Source organism: Ruegeria sp. HKCCD7628 (genome assembly GCF_057221005.1).
On record NZ_JBWVBA010000006.1, the window covers coordinates 1 to 15,837 of the forward strand.

Below are 15,837 nucleotides of genomic sequence, written 5' to 3' on the forward strand. Positions count from 1 at the left end.
CCGACAAATCACGGATCGCCCCGTTTCCGTCCATCAGTCCCGGCTTTTCTTGACCAACAGGCCCATAGCGCAGCAGTTTCATTCCACCATCCTTTTAAACTGTGATTACCCGCCCCCGATGACCGCGGCACCCGAAAGATGGGTTGCCACATACATCATAAATGGGAGCGGGCGGACTTGCCTTCGGTTACATCTGCTCGGGCAAAAGCGCGACAGGAATATCCTGATAGCAGACCGGACGCAGGAAGCGACGGATCGACAGAGTGCCCACAGAAGTTGCACCAAAATTGGTCGACGCGGGGTAGGGGCCACCATGCACCATGGTATCACACACCTCGACCCCGGTAGGGAAGCTGTTGGCCAGCAGACGCCCTGCTTTACGCTCTAGCAACGGCAGCAACGCCTGTGCGTCGGCCGTATCACCCGCGTCCAAATGCAGGGTACAAGTCAACTGACCTTCGATGGCGCGCGCCACCTGCAGCATCTGGTCGGCATCGCGAACACGTACAACTATACCCAGAGGGCCAAAGACCTCTTCCTGCAGCTTGTGGTCGGCCAGCCAATCGTCGCCCGAGACGGTAAACAGATAGGGTGCCGCGTCGCGGGTTTCGCAACTGGTGCCAATGATCTGAGTCACGCCGGTGCCGGACGCAACGCGCGATACGCCATCGCGATACCCGGCGGCAATCCCGTCGGTCAGCATGGTCTGGTTGGCAACAGCGGACAGGCCGGTTTCGGCCGCCGACTGGAACGCATCTGCATCCGGCCCATCGATCACAACGGCAATACCCGGATTGGTGCAGAACTGCCCCGCACCCATGGTCAGTGAACCCGACCAACCCGTCCCGATCTCGGCCCCGCGCGCAGCGGCGGCCTGAGGCAGGATGAACATCGGATTGACCGAGCCCAGCTCACCAAAGAAAGGGATCGGCTCATCGCGTTGCGCGCACAGGTCGAAGAGGGCACGACCACCGCCAAGGCTGCCGGTAAAGCCCACGGCCCGGATTAGAGGGTGCTGCACCAAACGAGTGCCCACATCGCGCTTACCGCCTTGAACCAGCGAGAACACACCCGGATGCACACCGGTCGCCTTGATCGCGGCATCAATGGCCTGCGCCACGATCTCACCCGTGCCGGGGTGCGCCGAATGGCCCTTGACCACCACCGGACAACCTGCGGCCAGCGCCGCAGCGGTATCCCCACCCGCGACCGAGAACGCCAGCGGGAAATTCGATGCGCCGAACACGGCGACGGGGCCCAGCGGGCGTTGGATCATCTTAAGATCGGGGCGGGGCAGGGGAGCGCGGTCCGGCATAGCCGGGTCGTGGCGCAGGTCCAGATAGTCGCCCTTTTCGATATGATCTGCGAACAGGCGCAGCTGGCCGACGGTGCGGCCACGCTCACCCTGCAGACGCGCCTCGGGCAGGCCGGTTTCTTGCGTTCCGATTTCGGTGATGGCATCGCCGCGGGCGTCGATCTCATCAGCGATTTTGCGCAGCAACGCGGCGCGATCCGCACGCGAAGACCAACCAAAGCTGGCAAATGCCTCTTCAGCGGCTTCGACGGCTGCATCGACCAACGCAGGCGTGCCCACGCAAAAGTCGTGGCTGGGCCCGTGCGCCGGTTCCGAGGTAAAAGAAGCGTCGGTCGCGACCCATTCGCCCGCGATCAGGTGTTTTCCGGTCAACATGTTCAAATTTTCCTTAAATCAGCCCGCGTTGGGCCAGGTTTCGCATCAGATGAGACGCCCCGAACGTCCATTCCGGGCATTCCGTCGACAGGCGCACCGTATTGGTCAGAGCGCCCAGTTGGTCGTTTGCAATCGTGACAGCGTCACCGATCTTGTGAGTGAACCCGCCACCCGGAGTGTCTCGATCCTGCGTCGGAGCGAAAAGCGTTCCGAGGAACAGCATGAACCCGTCCGGATATTGGTGATGACGCCCGACGGTTTGCTTCACCAGATCCGCGGGATCACGGCTGATTTGGGACATCGACGAATTTCCGTTCAGCACAAACCCATCAGGGCCGGTAACAGTCAGGGTCAATTCGGCATTGCGCACGTCGTCCAGATCAAAGTTGTCGTCGAACAGGCGGATCATGGGTCCGATGGCGCAAGAGGCGTTGTTGTCCTTGGCTTTGCTCAGCAGCAAGGCTGAGCGCCCCTCAACGTCGCGCAAGTTCACATCATTGCCCAGCGTCGCCCCCTTGATTTCACCCTTGGACGTCACAGCCAGCACGACTTCGGGCTCGGGGTTGTTCCACGTCGAAATTGGGTGGAGCCCAACATCCGCACCGAATCCAACCGAGGACAGTACCTGCGCCTTGGAAAACACTTCGGCGTCTGGCCCGATGCCAACTTCCAGATACTGGCTCCACAGACCTTCCGAGATAAGCGCCGCCTTTACCTGTGCCGCATCTTCCGAACCGGGCACGATATTGGACAGGCTGTCACCAATACGGGCACCAATGCGCTTGCGGATGGCTTCGGCCTTGGCCGGGTCGCCGGCTGCCTGCTCTTCGATGACACGTTCAACCATAGAGCCGGCGAACGTGACACCACAGGCTTTCACCGCCTGCAGGTCACAAGGCGCCAGCCATTGATGTTCCCCATCTAGCGGCCCGAGCGTCTCGCCCGAAGCCGAGCGCACGTACCCCGCGGCATCGTCCATTTCGAGGATGTCGCGCACGGTCGGTGCAGTTTTCGAGGTGATGTCGACAACCTGACCATCGCGCAGGGTTACGACAGCAGGGCCAACACCGGGGCGTTCAACACGCCCGAGCCACAGCCCGTCTGAATCCAGTTTAGGAGAAGTCATTTCAGTCCCTGAGGTTATAGGCACGGGCGGCATTACCGCCCAGAACCGCATTGCGTTCGTTTTCCGAGAGATCGCTCAGAAGTGTGTCGGTGGTGTCCAACCAGCGCTGATATGTGCTTGCCAAGGTACAAACTGGCCAGTCGCTGCCCCAGATCAGGCGTTCCGGGCCGAACGTGTCCAAGAGGTGCTGGACATACGGGCGCAAGTCGTCAGTGCTCCAATCCGCAGCTGCTTCGGTCACAAGGCCGGACAATTTGCAATATGCCGAGGTTTCCTGCGCCAAGGTCGCCATATCCTGAGCCCATCCGTCGATCACACCATCGCGTATCAAAGGCTTGGAGCCGTGGTCGATGACCACGCGCATCTCGGGATGGCGCGCCAGCAACTGACGCAGAGGGGCCAGATGTTGGGGCAAAGTCAGAGCGTCAAATGTCAGGTCGTTCTTCTGAATGGCAAAAAACGCAGCAGACAATGCGTCGTCCAACATCCAAATGGGATCAGCTATGTCCTGAATCATCGGCCGCAAACCGACAAGCGCCGGATGCGCGGACAGCGCCTTGATCTGATCGGCCGCGTCCTCCGCTTCGAAGTCGACCCACCCGACTACCCCTTTGATAAAAGGCGTGTGGTCAGCCAGAGACAACATATATTCCGTCTCGGCCACAGTCGGCGCCGCCTGTACAAGAACGGTCCCCTCGATACCGGCCGCTTCGATCAAAGGGGCTAGGTCTGACGGACCAAAGTCCCGATAAATCGCGGCCAGTTCCGAAGTGAGCCAACCATAATCGCCCCGAGCCAAAGCCCAGAAATGCTGGTGCGCGTCGATCTTCATCCAATCACACCCTTTTTCAGGATGATGTTGCCATACAACCTGCGCTCACCTGTCTGAACAACGGCAAAAGCTGTTGCGGCGCGATCATAGAACGCGAAGCGTTCAAGACCCTGCACCACAGCCGGGTTGTCTGCCGTTTCATTGATGATCTGCTGAAAATCCGCGACCGCCTCTGGCACAGCATCGGCGTCTCCGACCACCTGCATCGTCAGTGCTGGGTCCGGCACAAAATTGTCCAGTGGCATCACCGACAAAACTGCGCGCAGGATCTCACTGGCCGACGATCCGTCGGCCCGAATGCAGAGCGGTCCTGTACTCGTTCCCGGAAAATTGGCGTCCGCGATCACGATTCCATCGCCATGGCCCATCGCACGCAAGGTGTGCAGCAATTCGGGAGACAGGATCGGGTCGATGTCACGCAGCATCGGCGGCCTCCGAAGGAAGCGGGGCATCAGGCCGGATAAGTCCTTCGCCGCGCAGGTCGGACCAAAGGCCGGCAGGAATCTCGCGATCCAGCAACGCGACATTGGCCTGCACCTCGGCGGCGTTTACCGCGCCCGGGATCACAGTTTTGACGGACGGATGCCCCAACACGAACTGTAATGCCGCCGCGATCAGAGGTGTCTTGTGCGCCTGACATACAGCTTCGATGTTGCGGACGCGCCGCAAAATCTCTTCTGGTGCATCATCATAGTTGTACTTTGCGCCCGGCACTGCACCGGTTGCCAGAATCCCCGAATTGTAGGGACCGCCCAGGATAATTCCTACGTCACGCTTTTCACAAAGCGGCAAAAAGCTGTCCAGCGCCTCTTGTTCCAACAGGGTGTAGCGCCCCGCCAACAGGAAGCCATCGAAATCGCCAAGACCAAGTAGTTTTTCGCAAACCTGCCATTCGTTCACGCCCGCTCCGATGGCTGCGATTTCACCGGCGTCACGCAGCTCTACCAGCGCTTTGTAGCCGCCGCCGTCAAACAGCTCGCGCACCTTGGCATCGGACAGCTCCTGACTGCCCTGGCTGAAAACGCAGACGTCATGGATCAGCAGAATATCCGCGTTGGCCACCCCGATCCGTTCGCGACTGGCCTCGTAGGAACGCATCACTCCGTCATAGGTATAGTCAAACACGATCCGCTTTTGCGGCACGTCAACAAATGCCTCGGGGGTCACTTCATGCGGTTCACAATCCAGCAGAAGTCGCCCGATCTTGGTCGACAGCTGGATATTTTCGCGTCCAAAGCGGGCGATTGCTTCGCCAAAACGATGCTCGGAGCGTCCAAGCCCGTATTGCGGTGCTGTATCAAAAAAGCGGATACCCGCATCAAAGGCCGCCTGCAGGGCCGCCTGGGCGTCTTCGTCGGAAACCTTACGATAGAGGTTCCCCAATGGTGCGCCACCGAAACCCATACGGGTCAATGGTACAGGGCGCGCCGTGCGGTTGTTCAGTAATTCTGTAGTTGAAGCGGTCATCCTGCCTCTCGTTCGGTTTGGAGCGATAAGTTGAAAAGGTGGGGTTTTTCCTGACGCAAAACTTCGATCCGAGGCATGAGCTGGCCCATATGGCGGCGCATGGCCTGCTGCGCCATGTCTTCATCGCGCTCTAGTATTGCGTTGAATATCGACCGGTGTTCATCAAGCGTTTCAACGATCCGGCCTGGCGTCGGCAGCAGCAGCATACGTGCGCGGCTAACCTGAAGGGAAACGGTCTGTGCAACATTTGCCAAACGGTGGAAACCCGTGAAATCCATCAGCAGAGCATGAAATTCCTCATCCGCCTGATAAAAGCCCGTGATATCCTCATCCTCGACCAGAAGCTCTTGCAAACGCATATTGCGGCTTAACCTGCGGCGCTGATCCTCGGTTAGGTCGCGGGCGACTTTGGCAATTGTCGCCAATTCTAACGCTTCGCGCAGAAACATGCCCTCGCGTATCTCTGACATCGAAAAATAAGAAACTCGGGTTCCGGATTGCGGGACGACGTCCACCAACCCTTCTGCATCCAGTCGCGCGATGGCTTCGGCAACCGGCGCGCGCGACACGCCAAGCCGTTCGCATATCGGCGCTTTCCTGAGGTTCGCTCCGGGCGCAAAGTCCAGAGACAGGATTGCGCGTTTGATAGACAAATAAACTCGGTTGGCCAACGAACCTTCGGTCGATGAAATGTCACGCAAAAGCGTCGCGTCGATATCTTGTGGCTTATTCATGAAAGTTGATCTAGCATACTAACATGTTAGTTGACAAGTATGTGATCGCAGTTTAGCAATCACTGGCAAGCAAGCAGGAAAACGATGCAAGCAGATCAAGAAATAAAGGCTTTCACGCCCCCGACTCGCGATACGGTGAAGCTGAGCCCCGATGACAATGTCGTTATCGCACTGCGTGAATTGCAAGCAGGCGAGCAGCCCAATGACGTGCCGGTTCCGCTGGTCTCTCAGATTTCGCGAGGCCACAAAATCGCGGTTGCGCCAATTTCCAAAGGGCAGAACGTGATTCGCTATGGTCAGATCATTGGTCAGGCGAAATCGGATATTGAGCCGGGAGAACATATTCACGTCCACAACCTGGGCATGGGCGCGCATCAACAGGACTATGCCTACGCATCTGCAAACTCCGCGTTACCCGCAATTGCGGAAGAGCGCACATTTATGGGCTACCACCGCGCGGATGGCAGAGTGGGAACACGGAATTACATCGGGATTCTGACCACGGTGAACTGCTCGGGCTCGGTTGCACGGTTCATCGCCGAGGCAGCCGAGAAATCCGGAATGCTTGACGAGTTTCCCAATGTAGACGGCGTGGTCCCGATTGTGCACGGCACAGGCTGCGGAATGTCCGGTAAGGATGAAGGGTACGCGACCTTGTTCCGCACTCTTGCGGGCTATGCACAGCATCCGAACTTCGCGGGTATTCTTCTGATCGGTTTGGGATGCGAAGTCATGCAGGTGGCCGATCTGGTGGGGGGTCGTCCGATCCGCCCCGATGGTGCTCTGCGCTATATGACTATTCAAAACGAAGGCGGCACGCGGCGCACGATTGACCGGGGCTTGGCCGAGATCAAGGGTATTGCCGAACTTGCCAATCAAGTAACACGCGAACCCGCGCCAATCAGCGAAATTACGGTAGGAATGCAATGCGGAGGCTCAGACGGGTATTCGGGCATCACTGCAAACCCTGCATTGGGATATGCATCCGACCTGCTGGTGCGTCACGGCGGAACGACAATCCTGTCGGAAACGTCCGAAGTATACGGCGCCGAGCATCTTTTGACTCGCCGCGCCGAAACGCCCGAAGTTGGCGCCAAGCTGATCGAGCGCATCCAGTGGTGGGAAGACTACACCGAACGCAACGGCGGCGAGATGGACAACAATCCAAGCCCCGGCAACAAGCGCGGTGGACTGACAACCATCCTCGAGAAATCTCTGGGCGCGGTTGCCAAAGGCGGCACCGCTCCGATGCGGGACGTCTATAAGTTTGGCGAGATCGTGGACAAGAAGGGCTTTGTCTTCATGGACAGCCCAGGTTTCGACCCGTGTTCGGTGACGGGGCAGGTGGCCTCAGGCGCAAACCTGATCGTGTTCACCACCGGACGGGGTTCGGTCTCAGGCTATCAGCCGACGCCTTGCGTCAAGCTGGCAACGAACTCTGAGATGTACGCACGGATGGCCGACGATATGGACCTGAACTGCGGTGACATCGTCACCGATGGTGTCAGCATCGAGGCGAAAGGAGAGGAATTGTTCGAAATTCTGATCCGCGTTGCCTCAGGCGAGAAAACTAAAAGCGAAGAGCTTGGATTTGGGGGGGTCGAGTTTGTCCCCTGGCAGATCGGCGCGGTAATGTAATTACGCACCCTGGGGGATGAGGGTAGCATGGGAGGGAACATGACAAAACTGGTCGACATGACGGGGATCGAAAAGTATTTCCCCGGCGTGCACGCGCTGAAAACAGTGCAGTTCGATCTGTTTTCGGGCGAGGTTCACGCACTTATGGGCGAGAACGGTGCCGGGAAAAGCACGCTGATGAAGATCCTGTCGGGGATTTATCAGCGCGACGGTGGTGATCTGGTGATCGAAGGCAAGTCGGTCAGCCCGAGCACGCCCGGCGAAGCGCAGGATCTGGGCATCGGTATCATCCATCAGGAACTGAGCCTGATGAATGACCTGACCGTAGCGCAGAACATCTTTATCGGTCGAGAGCCCCGCAAGAGCTTTGGTAGACTGGACGAGGCCGCGCTAAACGCACAGACGGCCGAGATTTTCGCCTCGATGAACCTGTCGCTGGATCCAAAGACATTGGTAGGCAGCCTGACCATTGCGAAACAGCAGATGGTCGAGATTGCCAAGGCGCTGTCTTTCCGGTCCAAGGTTCTTATCATGGACGAACCCACAGCGGCCCTGAACGATGCCGAGATAGCCGAGCTGTTCGTGATCATTCGCCGCCTCAAGGCCGAGGGCGTGGGCATCGTCTATATCAGTCACAAAATGGACGAGCTTAAGCAGATCGCCGACCGCGTCACCGTGATGCGCGATGGCGAATATGTGGGCACCGTAGGCGCGGCTGAGACACCAATCAGCCAGATCATCGCCATGATGGTGGGGCGTGAAGTGAACGAGAAACCTCTGGACGTGCCCGATCTTGGCGACGCCGAAGTTTCGCTTGAGGTGTCCGGTCTAAATCGCGGCAAAGAGATCAAGGATGTCAGCTTCTCGGTCCAGAAGGGCGAGATTCTTGGGTTCGCGGGCCTTATGGGGGCCGGTCGGACCGAGGTTGCGCGCGCGATCTTCGGCGCGGATGTGAAGGACAGCGGAACAATCCGCGTTCATGGCCAAGAGGTTTCGATCAAGTCGCCCAAGGATGCCGTGACTGCGGGCATCGGCTATCTGTCCGAGGACCGCAAACATTTCGGGCTGGCCACCGGCATGAACGTGCGCGACAATATCGCGTTGGCTTCGATGGATCTGTTCACCGGCACCGGAGGAGTGTTGAATGACGGTGAAATCAGCACCACGGCCAAGGGATATATCGCGCAGCTGGGCATTCGCACGCCCTCGGACGTGCAAGAGGTCCGACTGCTGTCAGGAGGCAATCAGCAAAAGGTTGTGATTGCAAAATGGCTGCTGCGCGATTGCGATATCCTGATCTTTGACGAACCCACGCGGGGCATCGACATCGGTGCGAAGTCCGAGATTTACAAGCTGCTCGAAGAACTCGCAGAGCAGGGCAAGACTATCATCGTGATCTCGTCGGAACTACCCGAGATCATGCGCCTGAGCCATCGCATCGCTGTGATGTGCGAAGGCCGACTGACCGGCATTCTGCCCGGCGGAAAAGACACCACTCAGGAAGACATCATGCATCTGGCCACCCAACGTGCGGCGGCGATGCAGGTAACGGGGGCACCACAATGACCACGGCAACAGACGTTGAAAAGAAGAAACCACTCGCGGGACTGTCCGACAGCGGCGCGTATCAAAAACTACTGGCATTCGCCAGTTTGATCGCGCTGCTGATCGGCTTCTCGATCGCGTCGCCAAACTTCATGCAGACCTCGAACATGATCGCCATTTTGCAGGCAACCTCGGTCAACGGGGTGCTGGCAGTGGCGGCAACGCTGGTGATCATCACCGGCGGGATCGACCTGTCGGTGGGCACGCTGATGACCTTCTGCGCCGTAATTGCAGGCGTGGTGCTGACCTATCTGGGGATGCCCCTGCTGCTGGGCGTGGCGGCAGCCATCGCGGCGGGCGCGTTCTGTGGGCTTTGCTCGGGCACTTTCGTTGCCAAAATGAAGATCCCGCCTTTCATCGCCACGCTTGGCATGATGCTGATCCTGAAAGGCCTTTCGCTGGTCATCTCGGGTACGCGGCCGATCTATTTCAACGACACGCCGGGCTTTGACCAGATCTCACGCGGGTCGCTGATCGGAGAGATCTTCCCGGCTCTGCCCATCCCGAACGGCGTGCTGATCCTGTTCCTGGTGGCGATTGCAGCGTCGTACATCCTGAGCCGCACGGTTCTTGGCCGCTACACCTTTGCCTTGGGTTCGAACGAAGAAGCAGTTCGCTTGTCCGGTGTGAACACCGACGCTTGGAAGATGCGCATTTACGCTCTGGCGGGCGCAATCTGCGGCATCGGCGGCATCTTGATTGCCTCGCGCCTGAACTCGGCGCAGCCTGCGCTGGGTCTGGGATACGAGCTTGAGGCCATCGCGGCCGTGGTGATCGGCGGCACGTCGCTTTCGGGTGGACGCGGTACCATTCTAGGCACGCTGATCGGCGCACTGATCATGGCGGTCCTGACCAACGGCCTGCGCGTGCTGTCCGTGGCGCAGGAATGGCAAACCGTTGTCACCGGCGCAATCATCATTCTGGCGGTCTATGCCGACATGGCGCGGCGCAAAAAGTCCGGCTGAAGAAACCAAATAACAAACGACCAACTGTGGAGGAGAAAAACATGTTTTCACGTCGTTTCATTCTGGGGGCGCTGAGCGCTGCCACCCTTGCAGCCCCGGCCTCGATGGCCACTGCAGAGGAAATCTATATCCCGCTGGTATCCAAAGGTTTCCAGCACCAGTTCTGGCAGGCCGTGAAATCCGGGGCCGAGCAGGCGGCAGACGAATACAACGTCACAATTACTTTTGAAGGCCCCGATAACGAAACCATGGTGGACCGTCAGATCGACATGCTGGCCGCTGCACTGGCCAACAACCCCAAAGCCATCGGCTTTGCTGCACTGGACAGCCAGGCGGCTATCCCGCTGCTGCGTCAGGCGAATGACAAGGGTATCCCGATCATCGCGTTCGACAGCGGTGTTGACAGCGACATCCCGCTTTCAACAGCTACCACCGACAATCTTGCTGCGGCCGGGCTGGCTGCCGACAAAATGGCTGAGAAAATCGGCGGCAAAGGCAAAGTCGCCGTTGTAGCACACGACCAAACCAGCCGGACCGGTATCGACCGCCGTGATGGCTTTGTGAACCGTATCGAAGAAAAATATCCCGATATCGAAGTTGTCACCGTTCAATACGGTCAAGGCGACCACCTGAAGTCGACTGAAGTTACCAAAGCGATCCTGACGGCCAACCCTGATCTGGACGGTATCTTTGGCACCAACGAAGGTTCGGCCATTGGCGTTGTGAATGGTGTTCAGGAACTGGGAACCGAAGGTCTGGTCATCATTGGCTATGACAGCGGCAAAGCGCAAAAGGATGCGATCAAAAGCGGCCTGATGGCTGGCGCGATCACGCAAAATCCCGTCGGCATCGGTTACGAGACTGTAAAAGCGGCGGTCTCCGCGCTGAATGGTGAAGAAGTCCCGGCCCTGATTGACACCGGTTTCTACTATTACGACGCGTCGAACATGGACGACCCGAAGATCTCGGCCGTTCTGTACGACTAAAACCACCCACTCACGGTGACTTTTCCGGCCCGCCAATTTGGCGGGCCGGATTTCGTTTGGATTTTCAAAACGCAGTTTAAACTAAAGAATCGATCTGGCGATCGCTGCCAGTTTCGCAATGAAACTTAGAAATTGCGCAAGGAATGTGCTACTGTTCCCGATATAGTTGTTTTTATACGTTAAAGGTTATTACTTCTGTGTCCGATAAATCGAAAAATCTGTTTCGGCTTCGACCTTTGGAAAGGGCTGATGTAGAAACCGTCGCGCCTTGGTTCCAAAACATTGAAGACCTCGCTCTGTTTGATCGAACATCCCGCATTCCCCAAAACCGCCTCCAGACTGAAGACAGTTGGAAAGATGCCTTCACATCTGAAAGTTCCGGCTGCAAATGCTGGTTCATTGTTGAGTCCGAGGAAGAAGAAGCCTTGGGCATGGCTGGTCTAGAGGGGATTTCAAATATCAATCGCGACGCGGTCGTTGCAATGTTTGTACACAAGTCCGCACGTCGACACGGAGTTGGAATCCGAGCAACCGCGATGATCGTTGACTTTGCGTTCCGACAACTCGGCCTGAATCGCTTGACTTCATATTACCGCGCCGACAACCACAGCAGCCGTGACCTTGTCAGTAGAATTGGCTGCCAGGTCGAAGGTACAATGCGGCAAGCTTGGTTTGCGGATGGAGAGTTCCACGACATGATTGTTGTGGGCATCCTAAAGGACGACTGGATGCAGCACAGAGAAGTTCTCGCCTCGGAATTATCCACGGATACTGTCGTGGAAATGGGAGCATCGGCCTCATCAAACTGGTCATGGCCACCCAGGTTGGCAACAGGCAGCGAAAGGTAGAAACAGCCGACAGTCGAAAAAACTAAAAATTGCTATATGTTGAAACGGGTGCCTATTTGGCACCAACTAAACGAGTATTGCCTGTGAATACCTCTAGTCCGAATTTTTCAATGACGCAAAAGCTCGGTGCTGTTTTGTTCGCCGACGTGGTCGGCTATTCCCGCTTGATGAGCGAGAATGAGCTGGACACATATAACGCTCTGAAATCGTTACTATCTCATCTTGAAACATGTTGTGCAAAATATCAGGGGCGGGTCGTCGAAGTACGTGGAGATGGGCTGCTTGCCTTATTTGAAACGGCCACAAGCGCAGTTGAATTTGGCATCGAACTGCATCGGATCGCAAGCCAACACAACGAAACTCGAACAGATGATCAGCGAATCAAATTCCGCGCAGGCGTTCATCTCGGTGAAATTCTGATCGATGATCGCGGCATTCACGGCGACAATGTCAATATCGCGGCGCGGTTGCAGGAAATTGCAGAACCCGAGCGTGTTTACGTCAGCTCTGCAGTCTATGACCAAGTCTGCAACAGGCTGCGGTACGGCTACGAATTCCTGGGCCCCAAGCAGTTAAAAAACATACTCAATCCTGTCTCGACCTATTGTGTGCGCAGCGAAGTTGCAGGCGCGACAATGGCCGGCACCATGCGCCCGGAAACGCCCACGAGTCAGGTTCTGGAACGACCGGACACTCCGTCCGTTGCGGTGCTTCCCTTCGGCAGCCAAGGCGGAGATGAATCCGACAGTTGGATTGCCGAAGGCATGACCGACGACATCATCATGAATCTGTCAAAGTTCAGGAACCTTTTCATAATCGCGCGAAACTCCTCTTTCTTTTTCAAGGCACAATCGATGCCTCCAAAAGAGGCCGCCCAGCGATTGAATGTACGCTACATCGCGCGGGGTAGCGTCCGCCGGTCGGCCAGTCGAATTCGCATTTCGGCGGAACTGGTGGACGCCACCACCGAACGGACGATTTGGGCGGAACGGTTCGACCGCAGAATCGACGATATTTTCGACATATTGGACGAGGTGACCGAGTGCATCGTCGCAGCGACCGCCGTGATGATCGAGTCCCATGAAAAGCAGCGAATGATCCAGGCGATGCCATCCGACCTCGAAGCGTACAGCTCGGTTCTTCAGGGGCAGCATCACATCTTCAAGTACACGCGAAACGACAATCGCAAGGCGCAAAGCTTCTATCAATCGGCACTGGAACGCGACGAAGGGTATGCCCGCGCGGCCGCAGCGCTGTCGCGCACACTGAATATAGACTGGCGGTATTCCTGGACCGAAGACCCAAGCACCGCGTTGGATCAGGCTCTGAGATTTGCGCAACGTGCTATCGAGCTCGACCCGACTGACGCGCGTGGGTTTGGCGAACTGGGTTATGTCCACCTGTATCGCAAAGATCACGATGCATCGATCCAGTCATACCAGCGCGCCTTGGCGCTGAACCCAAATGATGCAGATATGCATTCGGACTATGCCGACGCGCTGGCGCATTCGGGCGACAACGAAACAGCAATCACCCATCTGCAACAAGCAATGCGGCTGAACCCGTATTTCCCGGATCAGTATCTGTGGCACCTTGGCGGGGCATATTACAACCTTCGCCGCTACGAGGATGTTATCGAAACAGTCAACAAAATGAACAACCCAACCGAAGGTCAACGAATGCTTGCAGCGAGTCACGCCCAGTTGGGCAATATGGAGATGGCCCGGTTGATTGCTGACAAACACCGAGAAGCGCATCCAAATTTTTCTTTGCAACGGTGGGCCAAGGTTATGCCCGACCGTTTGGAAGACGATACCCAGCATTTTGTCGAAGGATTGAAAAAGGCTGGGTTCTGAATAAGAAAAAGGGCGCGACGAGCGCGCCCTCGTTACATTGATCGTAAGCGACCCTCAGTCGCCGCCCCGGACTTTGGCCCCACTTACTTTGGCGCCGCTAACCTTTGCGCCTGATACTTTGGCACCGCTTACCTTAGCCCCGCTCACTTTGGCTCCAGATACCTTTGCGCCACTGATCGCCGGGCTATCGAAGCCGAAATAGATATCCAGTAGGACTTGCTCGAACTGGCCAGCCATCACATCCATGCGCATGGTCTGATCGGACTTGTCGTAGTTCCAAACACGTATGTCATCAGCAACCTGATAGTCTGCGGCTGCAACCCCACCAATAGACGGGTTTTTCGGGGCCCGTGATGCGTTGTCGTCTGGAACGTTTGCTTTTGCAACTTCCTTACCGTCACCATGCACTAGAAAAATCACAGGTTCGGGAAGGTCATAATATGTGCCTTCGTAAGCAAACCCATAAATTTTTGCGAATTGTGCTTTGTTGTTTCCTTCATCGCCCAATTGCTTTTCCAGATGCTTGTTGTTGCCCTGGCCGTTGTTCGACTTTGCTGTATAGCTTAAGTCTTCTAATACTCTTCCGTAAATCAACACTTCTGAAAAACTGAGTAATGTCTCCGCCATAAACTCATCTCCCAATTGCGGTCGAGATGCACCAACCACCTCGCCCTCCACCACGACCCAAATTATCGACGGGCCAACAAATCCAAAAAATCATCCTATTCCTAAATGCCATAATTTGAATTGAAAAAAAAGAACTTACTCACTCTGTATCCGGCACCAAAGTTCGAACCGAATTGGCATGACTGTCTTCGTCTGGGTTCGGCAAGCGCGGACCTGCCGTCGTCAAACCAATATCGCGCATCCGAAAATTACCCTCGATTATTTGCCGGAATGCGCCGCCGGTAATTTCTTGATCCACAGTAACTAGTGCTTTTTCGACCCCAAAATAACTGAGGGTATCAGCATCCAATAGGCTCCAGGTATCAGCTAAATAGGTCCCCAAGTAGTCGCGCGCCTCAAGTAGGGCAACGCGGAAACCCTCGGGGTTTTCCGCGTATCGCTTGTCAAAAACGTTTTGCATGACAGCGCTGTAATCGGGCGAGTCTTCCAATTGGTCCGACAGATCCTCTTCCTCAGGTGAAATCAGACCGTGTAGCAAAAGGCGTTCGTGATAAATGTCGACGAAAATGTCGAACATTGCTCCGGTCAACGGCTCAGAAAGGGCATGTTCGCTGGACCAACCCGAGGAAAATTCCGAAAGGGATCTGTTATTAGCCGCCGTTCTGATTTGCGCGTTTTCGGACAATTCTGCAAATCGATTCAATCGGTTGAATGTGTAGAGATTGCCCCGAGTGTTTTCCAACAGCTTTTCAACAACTGATCCAAAATGCAAAGACGCCAACAGCGCGACCAGATCGGCAGCGGATTCATGAAACCCGTAATACTCGCCCGAAGCGTCGCCATCGGCTGGCATTCCAATCACGCTATAAATTATGGCGTGACCAATTTCATGCGCCACGACATCGAAATTCAGACTGTAGGGTCGGTATTCGTTACCGTGCTCATATGTTCCACCGGTTTCCAGAAAGCCCCACCCAATATGAGCATTGTCTAGGCTGGGTAATAAAGACAGTTCCAAACGGTCGAAATCACGCGCGAAATGCCACGGGATGGGGCGGTCGAAATAGCCTTGCCACACATCCATGGTGAAATGAGCGGAACCGAAAAGATGCGCCGCTTCGAAGGACGGATCGGATGGGTCGATATGGATGAAATTTCCCAGTTCATCTGGCATTGCGGGCGGTTGTATATAGCCATCCCACGGGGGTAGGTACATGCCCGGTCCGTTGGGACCTGGAACAATGGCACCATAGGGTGTCGTTTTACCAACCGGATTCACCGTGTACATACGCGGACCAGAAGGTCCGGGACCGATGCTGCCTTGTGGTGCAGATATCTCGACCAGTTCCAATTCTGCGTCAGGTTCGAGAAAAGGCGACTGTGGAAAAAGCAAAAACCGAGTGCCTGGTTCCTCATTCTCCGTTTCTTCGGGTAAGTTCATAATGCGCCCTCCCGCTTGGTTC

The 15,837-nt window shown here is 56.3% G+C and carries 14 protein-coding genes; 6 read left to right on the plus strand and 8 right to left on the minus strand.

The features are described 5' to 3' along the window. Positions 1 to 187: 187 nt before the first annotated feature. The 6 genes from AC2TAD_RS13545 to AC2TAD_RS13570 are packed head-to-tail and all read right to left on the minus strand — an operon-like array spanning position 188 to position 5,849. On the minus strand, positions 188 to 1,690 hold the full coding sequence (locus tag AC2TAD_RS13545) for an aldehyde dehydrogenase (NADP(+)) (protein WP_480868274.1): 1,503 nt from the start codon (positions 1,688 to 1,690) through the stop codon (positions 188 to 190). A gap of 13 nt (positions 1,691 to 1,703) precedes the next feature. Then, entirely contained in the window at positions 1,704 to 2,816 is a 1,113-nt protein-coding gene (locus AC2TAD_RS13550; RefSeq protein WP_480482694.1) for a fumarylacetoacetate hydrolase family protein, read from the minus strand. Between the two features lies 1 nt (position 2,817). After that, positions 2,818 to 3,648: an amidohydrolase family protein gene (locus tag AC2TAD_RS13555; RefSeq protein WP_480868276.1), complete on the minus strand. Its 831-nt coding sequence runs from the start codon at positions 3,646 to 3,648 to the stop codon at positions 2,818 to 2,820. Beyond that, positions 3,645 to 4,073, minus strand: a complete 429-nt coding sequence (locus AC2TAD_RS13560; protein WP_480868278.1) for an RbsD/FucU family protein — start codon at positions 4,071 to 4,073, stop codon at positions 3,645 to 3,647. Before AC2TAD_RS13560 ends, AC2TAD_RS13555 begins: the two co-directional genes overlap by 4 nt. Beyond that, positions 4,063 to 5,115, minus strand: a complete 1,053-nt coding sequence (locus AC2TAD_RS13565; RefSeq protein ID WP_480868280.1) for an aldo/keto reductase — start codon at positions 5,113 to 5,115, stop codon at positions 4,063 to 4,065. The genes AC2TAD_RS13560 and AC2TAD_RS13565 overlap by 11 nt, the downstream gene beginning before the upstream one ends. Then, entirely contained in the window at positions 5,112 to 5,849 is a 738-nt protein-coding gene (locus AC2TAD_RS13570; protein WP_480868282.1) for a GntR family transcriptional regulator, read from the minus strand. Before AC2TAD_RS13570 ends, AC2TAD_RS13565 begins: the two co-directional genes overlap by 4 nt. 84 nt (positions 5,850 to 5,933) lie before the next feature. Here AC2TAD_RS13570 and AC2TAD_RS13575 point away from each other — a divergent pair, with 84 nt between their 5' ends. The 6 genes from AC2TAD_RS13575 to AC2TAD_RS13600 all read left to right on the plus strand — a co-directional run bounded on the left by AC2TAD_RS13575 (position 5,934) and on the right by AC2TAD_RS13600 (position 13,747). Then, positions 5,934 to 7,487, plus strand: coding sequence for a UxaA family hydrolase (locus AC2TAD_RS13575; protein WP_480868283.1), 1,554 nt, complete (start codon positions 5,934 to 5,936; stop codon positions 7,485 to 7,487). Positions 7,488 to 7,526: 39 nt separating this feature from the next. Then, positions 7,527 to 9,053, plus strand: coding sequence for a sugar ABC transporter ATP-binding protein (locus AC2TAD_RS13580; protein ID WP_480552888.1), 1,527 nt, complete (start codon positions 7,527 to 7,529; stop codon positions 9,051 to 9,053). Beyond that, positions 9,050 to 10,057 carry an ABC transporter permease gene (locus tag AC2TAD_RS13585; RefSeq protein WP_170355083.1) on the plus strand — a complete coding sequence of 336 codons (1,008 nt, stop codon included), beginning with the start codon at positions 9,050 to 9,052 and terminating at the stop codon, positions 10,055 to 10,057. Before AC2TAD_RS13580 ends, AC2TAD_RS13585 begins: the two co-directional genes overlap by 4 nt. Before the next feature lie 41 nt (positions 10,058 to 10,098). Next, a complete protein-coding gene (locus tag AC2TAD_RS13590; RefSeq protein WP_170355084.1) occupies positions 10,099 to 11,043 on the plus strand; it encodes an ABC transporter substrate-binding protein in 945 nt (314 codons plus the stop codon). Positions 11,044 to 11,186: 143 nt separating this feature from the next. Next, positions 11,187 to 11,891: a GNAT family N-acetyltransferase gene (locus AC2TAD_RS13595; RefSeq protein ID WP_480868284.1), complete on the plus strand. Its 705-nt coding sequence runs from the start codon at positions 11,187 to 11,189 to the stop codon at positions 11,889 to 11,891. 110 nt (positions 11,892 to 12,001) lie between these two features. After that, positions 12,002 to 13,747 carry an adenylate/guanylate cyclase domain-containing protein gene (locus AC2TAD_RS13600; protein ID WP_209196227.1) on the plus strand — a complete coding sequence of 582 codons (1,746 nt, stop codon included), beginning with the start codon at positions 12,002 to 12,004 and terminating at the stop codon, positions 13,745 to 13,747. 54 nt (positions 13,748 to 13,801) lie between these two features. On the opposite strand, the gene AC2TAD_RS13605 is transcribed toward AC2TAD_RS13600, so the two are convergent. Further along, positions 13,802 to 14,374 (minus strand): pentapeptide repeat-containing protein, encoded by a 573-nt coding sequence (locus AC2TAD_RS13605; protein ID WP_170355087.1) that lies wholly within the window; start codon positions 14,372 to 14,374, stop codon positions 13,802 to 13,804. Between the two features lie 139 nt (positions 14,375 to 14,513). Next, on the minus strand, positions 14,514 to 15,815 hold the full coding sequence (locus tag AC2TAD_RS13610) for a gluzincin family metallopeptidase (RefSeq protein ID WP_480868287.1): 1,302 nt from the start codon (positions 15,813 to 15,815) through the stop codon (positions 14,514 to 14,516). Positions 15,816 to 15,837: the final 22 nt, after the last annotated feature.

Coding starts and splice junctions, on each gene's coding strand:
- AC2TAD_RS13545 (WP_480868274.1), bottom strand. CDS start 1,690: ATGTTGACCGGAAAACACCTGATCGCGGGCGAATGGGTCGCGACCGAC.
- AC2TAD_RS13550 (WP_480482694.1), bottom strand. CDS start 2,816: ATGACTTCTCCTAAACTGGATTCAGACGGGCTGTGGCTCGGGCGTGTT.
- AC2TAD_RS13555 (WP_480868276.1), bottom strand. CDS start 3,648: ATGAAGATCGACGCGCACCAGCATTTCTGGGCTTTGGCTCGGGGCGAT.
- AC2TAD_RS13560 (WP_480868278.1), bottom strand. CDS start 4,073: ATGCTGCGTGACATCGACCCGATCCTGTCTCCCGAATTGCTGCACACC.
- AC2TAD_RS13565 (WP_480868280.1), bottom strand. CDS start 5,115: ATGACCGCTTCAACTACAGAATTACTGAACAACCGCACGGCGCGCCCT.
- AC2TAD_RS13570 (WP_480868282.1), bottom strand. CDS start 5,849: ATGAATAAGCCACAAGATATCGACGCGACGCTTTTGCGTGACATTTCA.
- AC2TAD_RS13575 (WP_480868283.1), top strand. CDS start 5,934: ATGCAAGCAGATCAAGAAATAAAGGCTTTCACGCCCCCGACTCGCGAT.
- AC2TAD_RS13580 (WP_480552888.1), top strand. CDS start 7,527: ATGACAAAACTGGTCGACATGACGGGGATCGAAAAGTATTTCCCCGGC.
- AC2TAD_RS13585 (WP_170355083.1), top strand. CDS start 9,050: ATGACCACGGCAACAGACGTTGAAAAGAAGAAACCACTCGCGGGACTG.
- AC2TAD_RS13590 (WP_170355084.1), top strand. CDS start 10,099: ATGTTTTCACGTCGTTTCATTCTGGGGGCGCTGAGCGCTGCCACCCTT.
- AC2TAD_RS13595 (WP_480868284.1), top strand. CDS start 11,187: ATGTGCTACTGTTCCCGATATAGTTGTTTTTATACGTTAAAGGTTATT.
- AC2TAD_RS13600 (WP_209196227.1), top strand. CDS start 12,002: ATGACGCAAAAGCTCGGTGCTGTTTTGTTCGCCGACGTGGTCGGCTAT.
- AC2TAD_RS13605 (WP_170355087.1), bottom strand. CDS start 14,374: ATGGCGGAGACATTACTCAGTTTTTCAGAAGTGTTGATTTACGGAAGA.
- AC2TAD_RS13610 (WP_480868287.1), bottom strand. CDS start 15,815: ATGAACTTACCCGAAGAAACGGAGAATGAGGAACCAGGCACTCGGTTT.